Source organism: Chryseobacterium sp. PCH239 (assembly GCF_018924625.1).
Lineage (GTDB): Bacteria > Bacteroidota > Bacteroidia > Flavobacteriales > Weeksellaceae > Chryseobacterium > Chryseobacterium cucumeris.
In genome coordinates, this window is the sequence record NZ_CP073027.1 from 3,521,298 (window position 1) to 3,536,167 (window position 14,870).

A 14,870-nucleotide genomic window follows, 5' to 3' on the forward strand; every position below is an offset into this window, starting at 1 on the left:
TTGGAATGCGAAAGACAATTTCTGTGAAAAAACCGGATTTTAGTGTATTACCTCAGGAAAAAGAGATTTACAATTTTGAAAAAGACGGCCTTGAACTCAAATCATCCTATGAAAAAAAAGATGTAAAAGATGAATCATTAACGCAGACTTCACCAGGAATTGCTCCCTATCTGAGAGGGCCGTATTCCACCATGTATGTTCAGAAGCCATGGACAATTCGCCAGTATGCCGGATTTTCCACCGCTGAAGAATCCAATGCTTTCTACAGAAGAAACCTTGCGGCAGGTCAGAAAGGACTTTCCGTAGCATTTGACCTTGCAACGCACAGGGGATATGATTCTGACCATTCAAGAGTGGTGGGAGATGTAGGAAAAGCAGGAGTTGCCATCGACTCTGTGGAGGATATGAAAATCCTTTTCAATGAAATTCCATTAGATCAGATTTCAGTTTCAATGACCATGAACGGAGCTGTACTTCCTATTTTGTCATTCTACATCGTAGCGGCAGAAGAGCAGGGAGTAAAACAGGAGTTGCTTTCCGGAACTATTCAGAATGATATTTTGAAAGAATTCATGGTAAGAAATACTTATATCTATCCGCCAGCACCTTCCATGAAGATTATCGCAGATATTTTTGAATACACTTCGCAAAATATTCCCAAATTCAATTCCATTTCCATTTCCGGATACCATATGCAGGAAGCTGGTGCAACGCCTGTACTTGAAATGGCTTACACATTGGCAGATGGTCTTGAATATGTAAGAACAGGAATAAAAGCAGGAATGAACGTAGACGATTTCGCCCCAAGGTTATCCTTCTTCTGGGCAATCGGAATGAATCATTTCATGGAAATTGCGAAAATGCGTGCCGCAAGATATATCTGGGCAACCCTTTTGAAACAGTTTAATCCACAGAATCCAAAATCTCTGGCATTAAGAACCCATTCACAAACTTCAGGATGGTCTTTAACGGAGCAGGAGCCTTTCAATAATATTACAAGAACGGCTATTGAAGCGTTGTCTTCAGCATTAGGAGGAACGCAGTCTCTCCATACCAATGCACTGGATGAAGCTATCGCCCTTCCTACAGATTATTCGGCAAAAATTGCAAGAAATACACAGATCATTCTTCAGCAGGAAAGCGGAATATGTGATGTCGTAGATCCGATGGGAGGAAGTAACCTTGTAGAAAGCCTTACTCAGCAAATGATTGAGGAAGCAATGAGGTATATTGATGAGGTAGAGCAGGAAGGAGGAATGACCAAAGCCATTGAAGCCGGAATTCCAAAAATGAGAATTGAAGAAGCCGCAGCAAAAAAACAGGCTAAGATCGATAGTGGTGAGGAATTTATTATCGGAGTCAATTCATTCAAATCCTCATTGAAGCAGGATCAGATAGAAATTTTAGATATTGACAATACTGAAGTTCGCAGAAAACAAATTGAAAGGTTAAATACGATCAAAGCAGAAAGAAATACAGAAGCTGTTGGGCAAATCCTGAATGACATCCGCGAAAGCGCGAAAACAGGAAAAGGAAACCTTCTGGCTCTATGTATCGAAGCCGCAAGAAGAAGAGTAACCCTTGGCGAAATGAGTGATGCCATGGAAGAAACCTTTGGAAGATATAAAGCAAACATTAAAACAATCTCTGGTGTATACGCAATGAATGCCGGTAAAAACGAATACTTTGAAAAAGCCCTTAATCTGACTCAGAAATTTGAAGAAGAAGAAGGACGCCGCCCAAGGCTAATGGTCGCTAAAATGGGGCAGGATGGACACGACAGAGGCGCGAAAGTAGTAGCTACAGCATTTGCCGATATGGGATTTGACGTAGACGTTGCTCCATTGTTTCAGACGCCGGAAGAAGTGGCTAAGCAAGCGGTAGAAAATGATATTCACATTTTGGGAGTTTCTTCATTGGCTGCAGGACACAAAACATTAGTTCCGCAGGTAGTGGAAGAATTATCTAAACTGGGAGCAGACGATATTACCATCGTTGTAGGAGGAGTGATTCCGCAACAGGATTATGAATTCCTTTATGCCAATGGTGCTGACTTTATTTTCGGGCCCGGAACCAATCTTCCGAAATGTGCAGTGGAAATTTTAGAAAGATTTTTAGAAAAATAAATAGAAAAACTTAATTTCTGTACTGAAATTAAAACATAACCTATGAATCTGAAAAATATAATAAAGCCTACGAGGAAAAAGTTGTTTCTTCTCGTAGGCTTATTTATTATCGCCGGTGCTTTCCTTTTAGCTTCAGGAAAAAATAAATCCATACAAAGCTCAAAAACCGTTGCAGATACTGCTTTGGTTAAGGAACATTTGACAGCACTTACCCAAACAGCGCAATTTAGAAATCATAAAAATATTGACCAGCTGAGTCATATCGCAGATTATATTCATCAGACGTTTGCTCCTTATGGAGACAGTACCGCTTTTCAGGAATATAAAGTAGACGGGAAAATTTACAAAAACGTTATTACTTCTTTTGGAACAGAAAATACCAAACGGATCATTATTGGAGCACATTACGATGTTTGTGGAGATCAGCAGGGAGCAGACGATAATGCCACCGGAGTTACTGCCCTATTGGAGCTCGCTAGAATGTTGAAAGGACAGAAGCTGAAGTACAGAGTAGATCTGGTTGCTTACACGCTGGAAGAGCCGCCTTATTTCAGAACCGAAAATATGGGAAGCTATATTCATGCAAAATACTTAAAAGACAACAAAATTGATGTCTATGGAATGGCCAGTGTAGAAATGATAGGTTATTTCCGACTCAAAGCAGATCAAAACAGAGACGTTCTCTGCTCCCAAATTCATTGCAGGAATAGACTATTCCGACCATTTGAACTATTGGAATTTTGATATCCCTGCCCTCATGATCACCGATACTTCTTTTTTCAGAAATAAAAATTATCACCAAACTACGGATACTTTGAAAACACTGGATACAAAACGGATGACAAAGGTAATTGATGCCATTTTTCTCAGTATTATTCACCTTAAGTGAAAAAAAATATTTTGATTTTCAGAAAAATGTATATATTTGCACCTGAAAATCAAGTTTAACCAATAAAAAAACAACGAAGCAATGTTCAGAACTAATCAGAATTCTACAGTTGGATTGCCACTTATGGTGGTAAGGCTTCGCGGTTTGGTACATTCTTAGAATAACAGTACAATGAAATATCAGAACCCGAAGTCGTAGAGATTTTGGGTTTTTTATTGCGCAATATTTCAAACTTCAAGTTTCCCCGAAATCTTTTTTTAGTGTCATTAAGGGCAAAATAGGAGGAGGTCATTCCTCAGAACTATTAAGTCTATTATTAATCCATTCAACTAGTATTTTAGTTGATTAAAAGTTGTGTGAGATAAAAAATAATTAAGTTTCTATAATCTCACATCAGGCTTCTGTTCACAATGGAAAATGATAACCTTCTGCATTTCCGCCTGAGAAGCGTAAGAAGCAGAAAAAGAACAATTAGAAAAGATGTAGAAAAGCAGATAAGAACAAAATACAAACGTAGTAGAGAGCTCTGGAAAATAAGAAGAAATCTTCCGTTGATACCATTAGATAAACCTTATCAAAAAGGATTTGTAAGATTCTTTGTCGTAAGGGATGATGTAAAACAATCCAAGGACGGAGATTTTTTCGAAGGAATTTTAAAGAAGATAAATACCTATATGTATTCTGATAACCGAAAATTTCTAAAAAAGAAAAGAAAATTAGGAAGAAAGATATATGTAGAAAGAGAACAGAAGCTCAGGTATATTACTTCATTTTCCTGGAATTATCCAAAATGGGAACTTACCGACAGAGAAAGACAATACTTTGAAAAGAAGGATGACTATTGTCCTGTCCGTAAAATATTCGGAACCTACTACAAATTTACTGAACCATGGAGATTTACTCTGAGAGTAAAACCCAACATGATTACTCATTACAAACCCTTGGATCTGGAGCTGGAAAAAGAATATGCGGCGCTGGATTCCTATTTGGGACAGCATAAGGTAATAGGGATTATTCACAAGACTATTTTATGTAAGTCGAATCCATGGAAAGAAAGATATCAAAGAGAACTTATCAAAAGCAGGAAATATGTTTCCTGCACAATGTCTGCAACAGAGATTGCAGAAAGCTTACAGGACTTATAGGTCCAACTGTTATTTAAAACAAAAACAATGGGAAATTTAAAACTAAAAGGAAAAGATATATTAAAACTGGGCTATCCAAATAACCAAAGCGTCAACGTAGCATTGGAAGTCATGAAAAGAAATTTTGCAACGAAGAATATTCATCATGTAAAAGCTATTTTAAAGGAGATCCTGCTGAATCCGGAAGAATTTGAAAAAGATCTGACTTTCGGACAAATTGCAGAAACTTTGCTTTCATCCAAAAAAAATGAAAAAAGAATGCTGAATTCACAACGTGCTTCCTTTCAGATTTTTGGTAACAATATCTCAGAAGAGGCTAAAAATCAGTTGTACACAGCTTTGAAACTGCCTGTTTCTACTCAGGGAGCATTAATGCCGGATGCCCACAGCGGGTACGGACTTCCCATAGGAGGAGTTCTGGCAGTGGAAAATGCAGTAATTCCTTACGGAGTAGGGATGGATATTGGTTGCAGAATGAGCCTTAGTATTTTGGATACACCGGTTTCATATCTTGAAGGAGCAAGAGATAAATATGAAAAAGCGCTTGCTGAGCATACAAAATTCGGAATGTATGAAACGCATAAATCTCACATAGATCATGAGATTTTCGACAGAGATACATTCGATATGATCCCGATCTTAAGAAGATTAAAGGGAAAAGCCATCAAACAGATGGGATCCTCAGGCGGAGGAAATCACTTCGTAGAATTCGGGGAAGTGGAAATCACTGAAGAGGACGAACAAATTGGTCTCCCAAAAGGAAAATATCTGGGAATACTTTCTCACAGTGGCTCAAGAGGCCTGGGGGCAGAAATAGCACAGTATTATTCAAGAATGGCGACAGAACAATGTCCGTTACCAAAAGAAGCACAAAACTTCGCATGGCTGGATTTGAGTACCCATCTTGGATTGGAATACTGGACGGCAATGAACCTTGCCGGAGATTATGCTTCAGCCTGTCATGATGATATTCACAGAAGGCTTGTAAAAGCAGTTGGTGGAAGAGTGAAAGCCAGAATTGAAAATCATCACAACTTTGCCTGGAAAGAAATCCATAACGGTAAAGAAGTAATCGTTCATCGAAAAGGTGCAACACCTGCCAATGAGAATGAATTGGGAATAATTCCGGGATCTATGACCGCAAAAGGGTTCATCGTTCGCGGTAAGGGAAATCCTGAATCCCTGAATTCAGCATCACACGGTGCAGGAAGAGCTCACTCACGAGGAGAATGCAGAAGCCTTTTCACTCAGCATGATATCAAAAAAGAGCTGAAACTTAAAAATGTCACATTGATGGGCGGAAATGCAGAAGAAGCACCAATGGCCTACAAAGACATCAATGAAGTGATGAATGCACAGTGTGAGCTGGTAGATATTCTGGGAAGATTCCAGCCGAGAATTGTGAGAATGGACAAATAATGCGCCTCATACTTTATAACCTTACAGGTTTCAAAAACCTGTAAGGTTTAATCAGAAAATATTGAAAAACAAAAAATGGGAGCACCACATAACATAAAACGATACGGTGAAGTCTGGCCGGAATTCAGAATTCAGTCAGGACTCGGAATTTTAGATAAATTAAAAGATAAAGTCATTATATCAGGGGGTTGGGCATGGCATTTTATGTCAGAAACAGGACATACAGAATACAAGCATGCCCATGACCACAAGGATATTGATGTTTTTGTAAAAAAAGAAAATGTAGCAGAAGTAGTTATCATTCTTCAGCAGGAAGGATTCCAGAAAGTCTGGACACGATATGACCATCTGCCGAGTGACGAAAACTTTCGCAGGTATGAAAAAACAGTTGAACTGGAAAATGAAAAACTTTACAGAATTACCATAGACTTCTTTGAAAGAGATGATCTAGAGACATTAGAAACCAATGGTTTTACCGTTGTGAGGCCTGATATTTTACTTTCTTTTTACAGAAATATTCACTCCAGTGACAAATGCTGGGCAGTGATGGCCGCAAAAGAACTATTACAAAAGGGAATAAATCCGGTTGGAAACCCTTTATTAAGCAAAATGCCAACATAAAAAATGGAAAAATTAATACAGATCACTTCGGGAAGAGGCCCTTTAGAATGCCAGTGGGTAGTAGCCAGGGTTCTAAAGGCCTTTCTTGAAGAGGCAAAACACAATACAATAGAATACGAAATCATTCATCGTGAAAATGGAGATGAAAACCTGACATTAAAATCAGTAACCCTGCTTTTGAAAGGAAAAGACCTAAGCTTGTTTTTAAAAAGCTGGCTGGGAAGTGTTTGCTGGATAGGGAAAAGTACATTCAGGAAGCTCCATAAAAGAAGCAATTGGTTTATCGGAATTTTTGAACTGGAAAATGTAAAAATGACTGATTTCCATGAAAAAGATATCCGGTTTCAGACTGTAAGAAGCCAGGGAAGTGGAGGACAAAACGTAAACAAGGTGAATACCGCTGTACGTGCCACCCATATTCCTACCAACGAAACTGTTTTTGTACAGGATTCCCGTTCACAGCTGGAGAATAAAAAACGGTCTGTGATCAGACTCAAAGAAAAGGTGATGGCAGTTTATATACAACAACTGGAAAGAAAACTAAAAGAAACCTGGTCGATGCAGATGCAGGTAGAGCGCGGAAATCCGGTTCGTACATTCTCAGGGACAGATTTTAAAAAGAATTACGAAGACAAGACATTTAAGAAAAGAAGAAATGCCTTGAAAAATGAATTAAAAAACTACAGAAATGACCTTAACTAAAAGTAAATATTATTTTGAAGCATTAGACTACTTTCCTTTCAACCTTGCTGAATGTATGGATGCGCTGAATTATGCTTTATCCTATGAACCGGAAGATGCGGACAGTCTTTGTCTCATGGGAAGAATATATTCAGAAGAATTAAAGGATTATGAAACTGCCAAGAAATACTTTGATGAAGCCATGCAGAGTAATATTGGGAATATTAATACTCCCAAATATTATATTGAATGTCTTTTGAGTAATGAAGATTATAGAGAAGCAGAAAAACTGATTGAATTTGCTTTGAAACTAAAAGGAATTGATAAATCAGAAATCCTGACCTGTCTTTCTCTTCTTCAGGAGAGAAGCTTTGATTACAAACAGGCTTTGGCAACACTTAAAGAAGCTAAAAAATTTGCTTACAACCGTGCAGCACTCGAAATTATTGAAGACAGAGAAAAACTGGTTAAAGGAAAAGTAACCAGGACAAGAACCGTAAAAAAGGCCGAATAATCTTTTTTTGATTTATAATAAAAACAGTACGACTACTTCAAAAGTCAAATCATTTGACTTCTGTCATTCTGACGAATGAAGAATCTTATTGATAACCATAAGCGTGAGATTCTCCATTACATTTCGTTCAGAATGACAATTTTGATGTAGTCTTATTTTTTATTCACGGAGATCAGATAATCATACACCATTTGATGTTGGTCATCAGTAAGCTTGGCCTTCGGAGCCATTCTGCTTAAAGTATTGATCCATCCCTGGTTGTCATGCTTGGTTGGCTCCGGAAGCTTATGGCATTTTGCACAGGAATTTTCAAAAATGGTTTTTCCTTGCGCCAACTGCTCAGATGAGGTGTACTTTGGCCCGTTAACAGCCACACTTTTCGGTCCGCAGGATACCAGAAATGCCGATGCTGCAATACCTGTTAAAATGAATTTTTTCATATCCTAATATTTTTTTGATGATTACTTCTTTACAGAAACAATATAATCATAAACCCATTGATGCTGTTCATCCGTCAATTTTGCCTTTGGAGCCATAGAATTCATGATTCCTACCCATTGCACAGGGTTGTGTGAAGCAGGATCTGGTAATTTATGACATCTTCCGCAAGAGTTTTCAAAAATAGTTTTCCCCTGAGCAATCTGTTCTGCAGTAGAGGTAGAGGTTCCTGCAGTAGTAGCGGACGTAGAAGCTTTCGGCGTACAGGATACAAGCAAAATAGCCGTAAACGAAGCCGCAGCGATGAGTTTTTTCATGTTTCTTCTTTTGATATAAAACAAATGTAATAAATTCCTGAAGCCGTTGATACAGGATATTCTAGTTTTAATTTAGAAGAAATAAAAACTAAATTCATAAAAAATTGATAATTCCAAATAAAGCCAATTTGTGTCTTTTGTGTGATCATTATGATCCAGGTATTGACCATTCACATTTTAATTATTAATTTTGAATTAATGAAATTTTCTACAGAAGAGCTAATAGAGGGAATACAGTCAGGAAACAAACGCCTGATTGCAAAAGCTATTACATTGGTTGAAAGTAAAAAAGAAGAGCACAGAGTACAGGCAGAAGAACTTTTGAAGAAAATTATGCCTCTTACCGGAAACTCTTTGAGGGTAGGAGTAACGGGTGTTCCAGGAGCAGGAAAATCTACTTTTATAGAAAACTTTGGTCGCCTGGTTATTGCTCAAGGAAAAAAGGTTGCCGTTTTGGCTATTGATCCCAGTTCGGCCATCAACAAAGGAAGTATTCTGGGGGATAAAACCAGAATGGAAGAATTGGCCAAAGAAGAAAATGCATTCATTCGTCCTTCTCCTAGTTCAGGATTTCTGGGAGGAGTAGCCAATACTACTTTTGAAACCATGATGATCTGCGAAGCTGCAGGCTATGACTATGTTTTAATAGAAACTGTAGGAGTAGGGCAATCAGAAGTTCTGGTGGCTGATATTACCGATGTCTTCTTATTCCTTAAAATCATTGGAGGAGGAGATGAACTTCAGGGAATAAAACGAGGGATCATGGAAATGGTAGACCTTATCTTCATCAATAAAGTAGATCAGGACAATCTTCAGAAAGCAAAAAATACAAGACTTGAATTAAAAAGAGCTCTAGACTTTATTCCGCCTAAAGAAAAAGGATGGAAGATTCCAGTTTTACTAGGTTCTGCACTTCATAATCAAGGATTACAGGAAGTCTATGATACAATATTCGAATTTATTGATCTGAAAAAGAAAAGCGGGCGTTTTGAAGAAATCCGTGTTCAGCAGGCTGAAAAACGATTTGAATATTGGGTTCAGGAATATATTTTATCCCTGATGAAAAAAAGTAATGCTGTGGAGGAAGCTTATCATATGCACAAAAAAAATGCTTCAGCCATGGTTTCCAATCCAAGTACTGAAGCAAAATTATTTGTTGAAAAATTTTTATCGAACGAAAACAGGGATTAAAGTTTCTCTTTGTCCTGTTTTACCTCAGTTTTAGAAATGTATCCATCATAAGTAATGGGCTGTCTGTCACTACTTCTCATAGAAACGAAAGCTTTTCCGTTTTTAAATACTTCAATATTAACTTCGTCTACGTTTCTTACATCTTTAGGTTTGAACTTAAAAGTCCAGGTTCCTTTTTTATTCTGAGTTTTAGTTACCGTAAAATCTTTTGAAGTAAATCGGTAGCTGTTATCACTGGCACTTCCAAAAGTTGGATTGAACATCCTTCCAAAATAAGGCAACACTACATCCAGTGTATTTTTACTGACATCAATGGTATAATCTCCATTCAGATTCAACATTCTTGTTGCTGTGGCATTAGGCATTGAATTCATGACATTAATAACATCATAATTCGTAGGATTGGCTCTTTGTGCATAGAACGTAAATTCCTGGGAATTCACCAAAGTGTCCACTGTTTTCGGATCTAATGAACCTTGTGAAGCACAGCTCTGAAATAAGAACAGGAATCCAAAAATCATCAGTAAAGAAATATACTTTTTCATAATGATATAATTATTAAATTTAAACAGCAAAATGTATGCAAATATATTCTTTCTGAAATATTTTGGAATAAAAATTGTTAAGGTTGAATTATTAACACTCAAACTATGAAAGTTACACATCTATTTGGAATGGGAGCTATTGCTCTGTCAGCTGTTGCCTGTACTACAAACCCGATTACGGGGAGGTCTTCTTTACAGCTGGCCAACAATTCGGAAATTTTAACAATGTCTTCACAGGAATATAGAACGACATTGTCTAAAGGTAAAGTGATTACCGGTACAGCAGATGCAAAGAGAGTGGTAAATGTAGGAAACAGAATTAAAAATGCAGCAGAAAGATATTATCAGAGTATTGGAAGATCAGCAGATCTTGCAAGCTACAGCTGGGAATTTAATCTTTTGCAGAGCAATGAGCTGAACGCCTGGTGTATGCCTGGTGGAAAAGTTGCAGTCTATACGGGAATATTACCGGTAACAAAAGACGATAACGGACTTGCAGTTGTAATGGGACATGAAGTTTCTCACGCGCTGGCAGGCCATGGAAACGAAAGAATTTCTCAGGCAATGGTTGCTCAATATGGAGGGGCAATCCTGGGAGGAACAATCTCAAATTCACAATGGGCAAGTGTTTTCCAGAAGGTTTACCCTATCGGTTCACAGGTTGCTTTATTGAAATACGGAAGAGGTCAGGAATCTGAGGCAGATGAAATGGGGCTTTACCTGATGTCTATGGCAGGATATGATCCAAGAGCAGCCATTCCTTTCTGGAACAGAATGGAAGCCGCATCTACAGGAGCAAGACAGCCTGAGTTCTTATCTACCCATCCGAATCCGGAAACAAGAATTTCAGATATCAACAAAGATCTTCCGAAAGCTTTAGAATATTATAAGGCTGCGGGAGGAAAATTATAATTAGAATTTTAATCTTGAGTAAGGCCTTATTAAATTTTTAGTAAATTTGGTAAGGCTTTTTTATGTAACCACCTAAACACAATATTATGAAGAGTTTATCAATTACCGGACTTATCCTTTTAGCTGTTTCTGCATTACTTTTCTATTTAACAACCGATTTTGCCGTAGAGCAAATAAAAATTTCTCACATTATGGGAATCATGGCGGGAATCGGGATCGGGCTTATCATTGGAGGAATGGTAGGCTATGTAAGTAAAGGAAGCGCTATAAAAGCGGAACAGAAGAAAAAAGAATTCAAACAGCTGCAGAAAGACAAAGAAGAGCTTGAAAAACAAGCTGCAGAAATTGCAAAACGCCAGGCTGAACTTGAAGCACAAAATAAAAACCCTCAAATTTAAATTTGAGGGTTTAAAGTTGTTATTTTCAATAATTCATTAGAATTTATATCCTAAACCTACCATAAACAAATTAGGTCTGTTGTCATATCTGATTTCCGAACCGGAAACTTTGTTGATGAAATTTCTTTCGTCTTTGCTGAAAGCGCCCTCATATCTGGCATTTACAATAAGCTTTTTGATTTCAAGCTGCGCACCGAACTGGTATCCTACTGTAAAGTCATTTTTAGCATTTTCTTTGAAATCATTGTAAGTATTGTCTTTATTTAAGTTAAAACTTCCTACAGGTCCTACAAAAACGCCCAGCATATTCCCTAAAAGATTATATCCTAAAAGAACCGGAACATCGATACGGTTGCTTTTTACATCAAAAGTAGTGTTCTCTGTAGTAAACTCATTTTTGAAGTGAGTGTAATAGATTTCCGGCATCACAAACAAGGAAGTAGGAAGACCTACTTTTAATGAAAGCCCAACATTGAAACCTACATTATTTTTACCAGTTCCCTCAATCGCATCATTCACTGTTCCTTTGATATTGGACCATGAAGGAGAGCCTGTCGGAAAAATTAAGTTGGCTTTACCTGCCAGTGAAATCTGTGCAGATGCCCACATTGAAAACCCTAATAACGCTATACTAAGTACCTTTTTCATTATCGTCTATTTTTGTATTTGTCGTTTCAATCGTTTTATTATTCTCTAGTAAATATTCTCTCAGCTCTTTAAACAGTTCTGAAGAATAAACGAAGTCAATCAGATTTTTATTGCCTGCAGTAATCAGAATGTCTTTGTTGCCTTCCCATTCTTTGATTCCCAGTCTTAGGTATACAATTTTCTCGCCAATCGTCATTACAGAGTTCATATCGTGGGTATTGACAATGGTTGTGGTGTTGTATTCCTTTGTGATCTCGTAAAGAAGATCATCTATTACTTTTGAAGTATAGGGATCAAGTCCCGAATTGGGTTCATCACAGAACAAATATTTGGGATTGTTTACAATTGCTCTCGCAATAGCAACCCTTTTCTGCATTCCCCCTGAAATTTCAGAAGGATATTTCTTTTCAGCTTTATCAAGGTGTACTCTTCCTATTACTTCAAAAACCCTTTTCTTTTTTTCTCTGTAGGTAAGATTGGTAAACATGTCAAGAGGAAACATAATGTTTTCTTCAACAGTTAAAGAGTCAAATAATGCGCTTCCCTGGAAGACGGTCCCGATTTCTGAACGGAGATGTTGTTTTTCATCTCTGGTCATGGTATTGATATCTTTTCCATCAAACAGAATTTCTCCTGATGAAGGCATATATACATTCAATAAACTTTTTAAAAACACTGTTTTTCCTGAACCACTCTGTCCAATAATCAGGTTTACCTTTCCTTTATCAAATGAAGTTGAAATTCCCTTCAATACTTCAACATCTCCAAAACTTTTCTTAAGATCTTTTACCTCAATCATCAGCTTAATATTAATTGGGTTAAAATTAATTCGGAAATGATAATGAATACCATTGTCCATACTACCGCCTGTGTACTGGCTCTACCTACTTCCAATGATCCTCCTTTCACATTATATCCGAAATAAGAAGGTACTGTGGCAATGATGAAGGCAAAAACAGTTGTTTTGATAAATGCATAATAGATAAACAGATTGGGCATATACATTTGGATTCCCACTATATAATCGTTCTCGGTCCAGTTTCCGGTCAGAATTCCGGCAATATATCCTCCGCCGATACCAAATACTATACTGATAGCAATAAGAAGAGGGTTAAAGAGAACACAGGCAACAATTTTAGGGAAAATCAGAAAATTCGGAGAGTTTACTCCCATGATATCCAGAGCATCAATCTGTTCGGAAACCCTCATTGTTCCAATACTGGATGCAATATAAGACCCTACTTTACCCGCAAGAATCAGACTGATAATGGTTGGCGAAAATTCCAGAACCAATACAGCCTTTGTAGCGTATCCTACAAATGAAGTAGGAATAGGAAAAGAAGAAGCATCAAAGTTGTTGAACATCTGAATAGCAACTACAGCCCCCACAAAGATTGATGTGAAGACGACAAGCCCGAAAGAATTTACTCCCAAATCATTAATTTCTCTCATGAACAGCTTCCAGAATACTCTCATTTTCTGAGGTTTCTGCAGGGATTTTCCCAAGAGGATAATGTATTCCCCTATCGCTGTGAAAAACTTTTTTAACATACTGCTAAATTAGACTTTTTTATTTAATTGGGCTAGGGTCAAGAATAAGACCAAAGCTTGGTTTTGTGTTAAAATTATTTCAATATTTTTGTTATTCCGTTCTTCATTTTGCATTTTTATCTCCTCCAATCACCAATAAAACGGTTTTTAAAATAATAACCAGATCAAGTACGAAACTCCAGTTTCTTACATAGAAAGCATCTGCCAGAACTCTTTTTTTCATTTCTACTTCCACATCTCCGAAGTCACCACGCAGTCCATTTACTTGTGCTAGTCCGGTAATACCAGGACTTACCATACTTCTCAGACTGTATCTGCCAATTTTAGGTTTGTAATAATTGTCGACAGCCAGCATGTGAGGACGCGGGCCTACCACAGACATTTCTCCTCTCAGCACATTGATGAATTGAGGAAGTTCATCAAGACTGGTTTTTCTTAAAAACTTACCCACTCTGGTAATTCTGGAATCATTGACAGAGGTGGTTTTGGTGGTAGATTCATCATTGACAACCATTGTTCTGAATTTAATACAATTGAAAACCTCTTCATGAAAGCCGTATCTCTTCTGAATGAAAAATACTGGACCTTTGGAAGTTGTTTTGATTAAAATAGCAATGATTGGGAATACCCACGAGCAGATTAAAAACAATATAATAACAGAAAAGAAAATATCAAATGTCCTTTTCATCAGGAAATTAGAAAAATAATCTAATGGATATCTGGCCTGATTAAGGACGGGCTGGGTCTGTATATAGCCAAGGTCATAAAGGAAAAAATCGCTTTGGGTGATACTTGGAATCAGTGAAATGTGAATCTTATGATCTTCGGCCAGTCTGAAAATTTCATTTTCCATTGCTTCGTCATAGGAGTTTTCCATCGATAAAAATAAGGTGTGGATTCCGTTCTTTTTCCAGAAATCTACCAGTTCACTGATCTTCACCCCGGTATGTTCGTATTCAAATATTCTGTATCCATAATCTTTACGGTCTGTAAAGATATTCTTCAAAATTTCTGTGGAATGGTTGTCTCCTAAAAACATGACATTCCTGTAATTGGCACCAAGAGACCGTAAATATTTGATTGCAAAATATACTAATGATTTTGCAAGAAAGATGGCAATAAAAAGGTAAAGGGAAAGCCAGTAAATATCCGAATTGAAAAATACATTCTTACTTACCTTTCCTATAAGCAGCACTCCCAGTATAAAAAACAGGAAATGAATTAAAAGCCGTTCAAGAAACAGGGTATAAGTAAGGTTTCTCGGAATATTGTATATTTTTGTCCTACCACTTAATAGTACCCAGAACAAAAACAACAGAACCAGAGAAAAACTATTCTGATACCAGGTTTCTTCATTGTATTTTAAACTTTCATTTCTGCTTATAAAAAAGAATATGAAGATAGATGCAATAACCATGAGGTCAAGCAACATAATGATTGATTTCAGGTATCTAGAGTATCGAATTCTCTGCATC

18 protein-coding genes are annotated in these 14,870 nt (G+C 37.3%); 11 read left to right on the plus strand and 7 right to left on the minus strand.

Annotated features, from left to right (window positions below):
- Positions 1 to 5 precede the first annotated feature (5 nt).
- The 8 genes from scpA to KBP46_RS16330 all read left to right on the plus strand — a co-directional run bounded on the left by scpA (position 6) and on the right by KBP46_RS16330 (position 7,395).
- Positions 6 to 2,126: a methylmalonyl-CoA mutase gene (gene scpA, locus KBP46_RS16300; protein ID WP_062676050.1), complete on the plus strand. Its 2,121-nt coding sequence runs from the start codon at positions 6 to 8 to the stop codon at positions 2,124 to 2,126.
- A 42-nt stretch (positions 2,127 to 2,168) separates the two neighbouring features.
- Positions 2,169 to 2,870 (plus strand): M28 family peptidase, encoded by a 702-nt coding sequence (locus KBP46_RS16305; protein WP_253297061.1) that lies wholly within the window; start codon positions 2,169 to 2,171, stop codon positions 2,868 to 2,870.
- Complete coding sequence (locus tag KBP46_RS23845) at positions 2,851 to 3,015, plus strand: hypothetical protein (protein ID WP_253297062.1); 165 nt, start codon at positions 2,851 to 2,853, stop codon at positions 3,013 to 3,015. Before KBP46_RS16305 ends, KBP46_RS23845 begins: the two co-directional genes overlap by 20 nt.
- Before the next feature lie 410 nt (positions 3,016 to 3,425).
- Positions 3,426 to 4,160 (plus strand): hypothetical protein, encoded by a 735-nt coding sequence (locus KBP46_RS16310; RefSeq protein WP_216443702.1) that lies wholly within the window; start codon positions 3,426 to 3,428, stop codon positions 4,158 to 4,160.
- A 27-nt stretch (positions 4,161 to 4,187) separates the two neighbouring features.
- Positions 4,188 to 5,579, plus strand: coding sequence for an RtcB family protein (locus tag KBP46_RS16315; RefSeq protein ID WP_216443703.1), 1,392 nt, complete (start codon positions 4,188 to 4,190; stop codon positions 5,577 to 5,579).
- 75 nt (positions 5,580 to 5,654) lie between these two features.
- Positions 5,655 to 6,200 carry a nucleotidyltransferase family protein gene (locus KBP46_RS16320; protein ID WP_216443704.1) on the plus strand — a complete coding sequence of 182 codons (546 nt, stop codon included), beginning with the start codon at positions 5,655 to 5,657 and terminating at the stop codon, positions 6,198 to 6,200.
- 3 nt (positions 6,201 to 6,203) lie between these two features.
- A complete protein-coding gene (gene prfH, locus KBP46_RS16325) occupies positions 6,204 to 6,902 on the plus strand; it encodes a peptide chain release factor H (RefSeq protein ID WP_216443705.1) in 699 nt (232 codons plus the stop codon).
- Entirely contained in the window at positions 6,889 to 7,395 is a 507-nt protein-coding gene (locus tag KBP46_RS16330; protein WP_120233267.1) for a hypothetical protein, read from the plus strand. The genes prfH and KBP46_RS16330 overlap by 14 nt, the downstream gene beginning before the upstream one ends.
- A 152-nt stretch (positions 7,396 to 7,547) precedes the next feature.
- On the opposite strand, the gene KBP46_RS16335 is transcribed toward KBP46_RS16330, so the two are convergent.
- Positions 7,548 to 7,835: a c-type cytochrome gene (locus KBP46_RS16335; protein ID WP_216443706.1), complete on the minus strand. Its 288-nt coding sequence runs from the start codon at positions 7,833 to 7,835 to the stop codon at positions 7,548 to 7,550.
- 21 nt (positions 7,836 to 7,856) lie between these two features.
- Complete coding sequence (locus tag KBP46_RS16340) at positions 7,857 to 8,150, minus strand: cytochrome c (protein ID WP_062676044.1); 294 nt, start codon at positions 8,148 to 8,150, stop codon at positions 7,857 to 7,859.
- 198 nt (positions 8,151 to 8,348) lie between these two features.
- Here KBP46_RS16340 and meaB point away from each other — a divergent pair, with 198 nt between their 5' ends.
- A complete protein-coding gene (meaB, locus tag KBP46_RS16345; RefSeq protein WP_216443707.1) occupies positions 8,349 to 9,341 on the plus strand; it encodes a methylmalonyl Co-A mutase-associated GTPase MeaB in 993 nt (330 codons plus the stop codon).
- Here meaB and KBP46_RS16350 read toward each other — a convergent pair.
- A complete protein-coding gene (locus KBP46_RS16350) occupies positions 9,338 to 9,886 on the minus strand; it encodes a DUF4251 domain-containing protein (RefSeq protein ID WP_120233266.1) in 549 nt (182 codons plus the stop codon). The two genes, meaB and KBP46_RS16350, sit on opposite strands and share 4 nt — an antisense overlap.
- Before the next feature lie 105 nt (positions 9,887 to 9,991).
- On the opposite strand from KBP46_RS16350, the gene KBP46_RS16355 reads away from it, so the two are divergent.
- Positions 9,992 to 10,798 carry a M48 family metallopeptidase gene (locus tag KBP46_RS16355; protein ID WP_120233265.1) on the plus strand — a complete coding sequence of 269 codons (807 nt, stop codon included), beginning with the start codon at positions 9,992 to 9,994 and terminating at the stop codon, positions 10,796 to 10,798.
- A gap of 86 nt (positions 10,799 to 10,884) precedes the next feature.
- A complete protein-coding gene (locus tag KBP46_RS16360; RefSeq protein ID WP_062676041.1) occupies positions 10,885 to 11,196 on the plus strand; it encodes a hypothetical protein in 312 nt (103 codons plus the stop codon).
- 36 nt (positions 11,197 to 11,232) lie between these two features.
- On the opposite strand, the gene KBP46_RS16365 is transcribed toward KBP46_RS16360, so the two are convergent.
- The 4 genes from KBP46_RS16365 to KBP46_RS16380 all read right to left on the minus strand — a co-directional run bounded on the left by KBP46_RS16365 (position 11,233) and on the right by KBP46_RS16380 (position 14,869).
- The gene (locus KBP46_RS16365) at positions 11,233 to 11,844 is read right to left on the minus strand and encodes an outer membrane beta-barrel protein (RefSeq protein ID WP_062676040.1); all 612 of its coding nucleotides are present in this window, start codon (positions 11,842 to 11,844) and stop codon (positions 11,233 to 11,235) included.
- Complete coding sequence (locus tag KBP46_RS16370; protein ID WP_002983922.1) at positions 11,828 to 12,643, minus strand: ABC transporter ATP-binding protein; 816 nt, start codon at positions 12,641 to 12,643, stop codon at positions 11,828 to 11,830. The genes KBP46_RS16365 and KBP46_RS16370 overlap by 17 nt, the downstream gene beginning before the upstream one ends.
- Entirely contained in the window at positions 12,643 to 13,395 is a 753-nt protein-coding gene (locus KBP46_RS16375) for an ABC transporter permease (RefSeq protein ID WP_110009930.1), read from the minus strand. The genes KBP46_RS16370 and KBP46_RS16375 overlap by 1 nt, the downstream gene beginning before the upstream one ends.
- A 103-nt stretch (positions 13,396 to 13,498) precedes the next feature.
- Positions 13,499 to 14,869: an exopolysaccharide biosynthesis polyprenyl glycosylphosphotransferase gene (locus tag KBP46_RS16380; protein WP_216443708.1), complete on the minus strand. Its 1,371-nt coding sequence runs from the start codon at positions 14,867 to 14,869 to the stop codon at positions 13,499 to 13,501.
- Position 14,870: the final 1 nt, after the last annotated feature.

What these genes read in the sequence shown, in the direction of transcription:
- scpA (WP_062676050.1), top strand. Translation starts at nt 6, where the DNA reads ATGCGAAAGACAATTTCTGTGAAAAAACCGGATTTTAGTGTATTACCT.
- KBP46_RS16305 (WP_253297061.1), top strand. Translation starts at nt 2,169, where the DNA reads ATGAATCTGAAAAATATAATAAAGCCTACGAGGAAAAAGTTGTTTCTT.
- KBP46_RS16310 (WP_216443702.1), top strand. Translation starts at nt 3,426, where the DNA reads ATGGAAAATGATAACCTTCTGCATTTCCGCCTGAGAAGCGTAAGAAGC.
- KBP46_RS16315 (WP_216443703.1), top strand. Translation starts at nt 4,188, where the DNA reads ATGGGAAATTTAAAACTAAAAGGAAAAGATATATTAAAACTGGGCTAT.
- KBP46_RS16320 (WP_216443704.1), top strand. Translation starts at nt 5,655, where the DNA reads ATGGGAGCACCACATAACATAAAACGATACGGTGAAGTCTGGCCGGAA.
- prfH (WP_216443705.1), top strand. Translation starts at nt 6,204, where the DNA reads ATGGAAAAATTAATACAGATCACTTCGGGAAGAGGCCCTTTAGAATGC.
- KBP46_RS16330 (WP_120233267.1), top strand. Translation starts at nt 6,889, where the DNA reads ATGACCTTAACTAAAAGTAAATATTATTTTGAAGCATTAGACTACTTT.
- KBP46_RS16335 (WP_216443706.1), bottom strand. Translation starts at nt 7,835, where the DNA reads ATGAAAAAATTCATTTTAACAGGTATTGCAGCATCGGCATTTCTGGTA.
- KBP46_RS16340 (WP_062676044.1), bottom strand. Translation starts at nt 8,150, where the DNA reads ATGAAAAAACTCATCGCTGCGGCTTCGTTTACGGCTATTTTGCTTGTA.
- meaB (WP_216443707.1), top strand. Translation starts at nt 8,349, where the DNA reads ATGAAATTTTCTACAGAAGAGCTAATAGAGGGAATACAGTCAGGAAAC.
- KBP46_RS16350 (WP_120233266.1), bottom strand. Translation starts at nt 9,886, where the DNA reads ATGAAAAAGTATATTTCTTTACTGATGATTTTTGGATTCCTGTTCTTA.
- KBP46_RS16355 (WP_120233265.1), top strand. Translation starts at nt 9,992, where the DNA reads ATGAAAGTTACACATCTATTTGGAATGGGAGCTATTGCTCTGTCAGCT.
- KBP46_RS16360 (WP_062676041.1), top strand. Translation starts at nt 10,885, where the DNA reads ATGAAGAGTTTATCAATTACCGGACTTATCCTTTTAGCTGTTTCTGCA.
- KBP46_RS16365 (WP_062676040.1), bottom strand. Translation starts at nt 11,844, where the DNA reads ATGAAAAAGGTACTTAGTATAGCGTTATTAGGGTTTTCAATGTGGGCA.
- KBP46_RS16370 (WP_002983922.1), bottom strand. Translation starts at nt 12,643, where the DNA reads ATGATTGAGGTAAAAGATCTTAAGAAAAGTTTTGGAGATGTTGAAGTA.
- KBP46_RS16375 (WP_110009930.1), bottom strand. Translation starts at nt 13,395, where the DNA reads ATGTTAAAAAAGTTTTTCACAGCGATAGGGGAATACATTATCCTCTTG.
- KBP46_RS16380 (WP_216443708.1), bottom strand. Translation starts at nt 14,869, where the DNA reads ATGCAGAGAATTCGATACTCTAGATACCTGAAATCAATCATTATGTTG.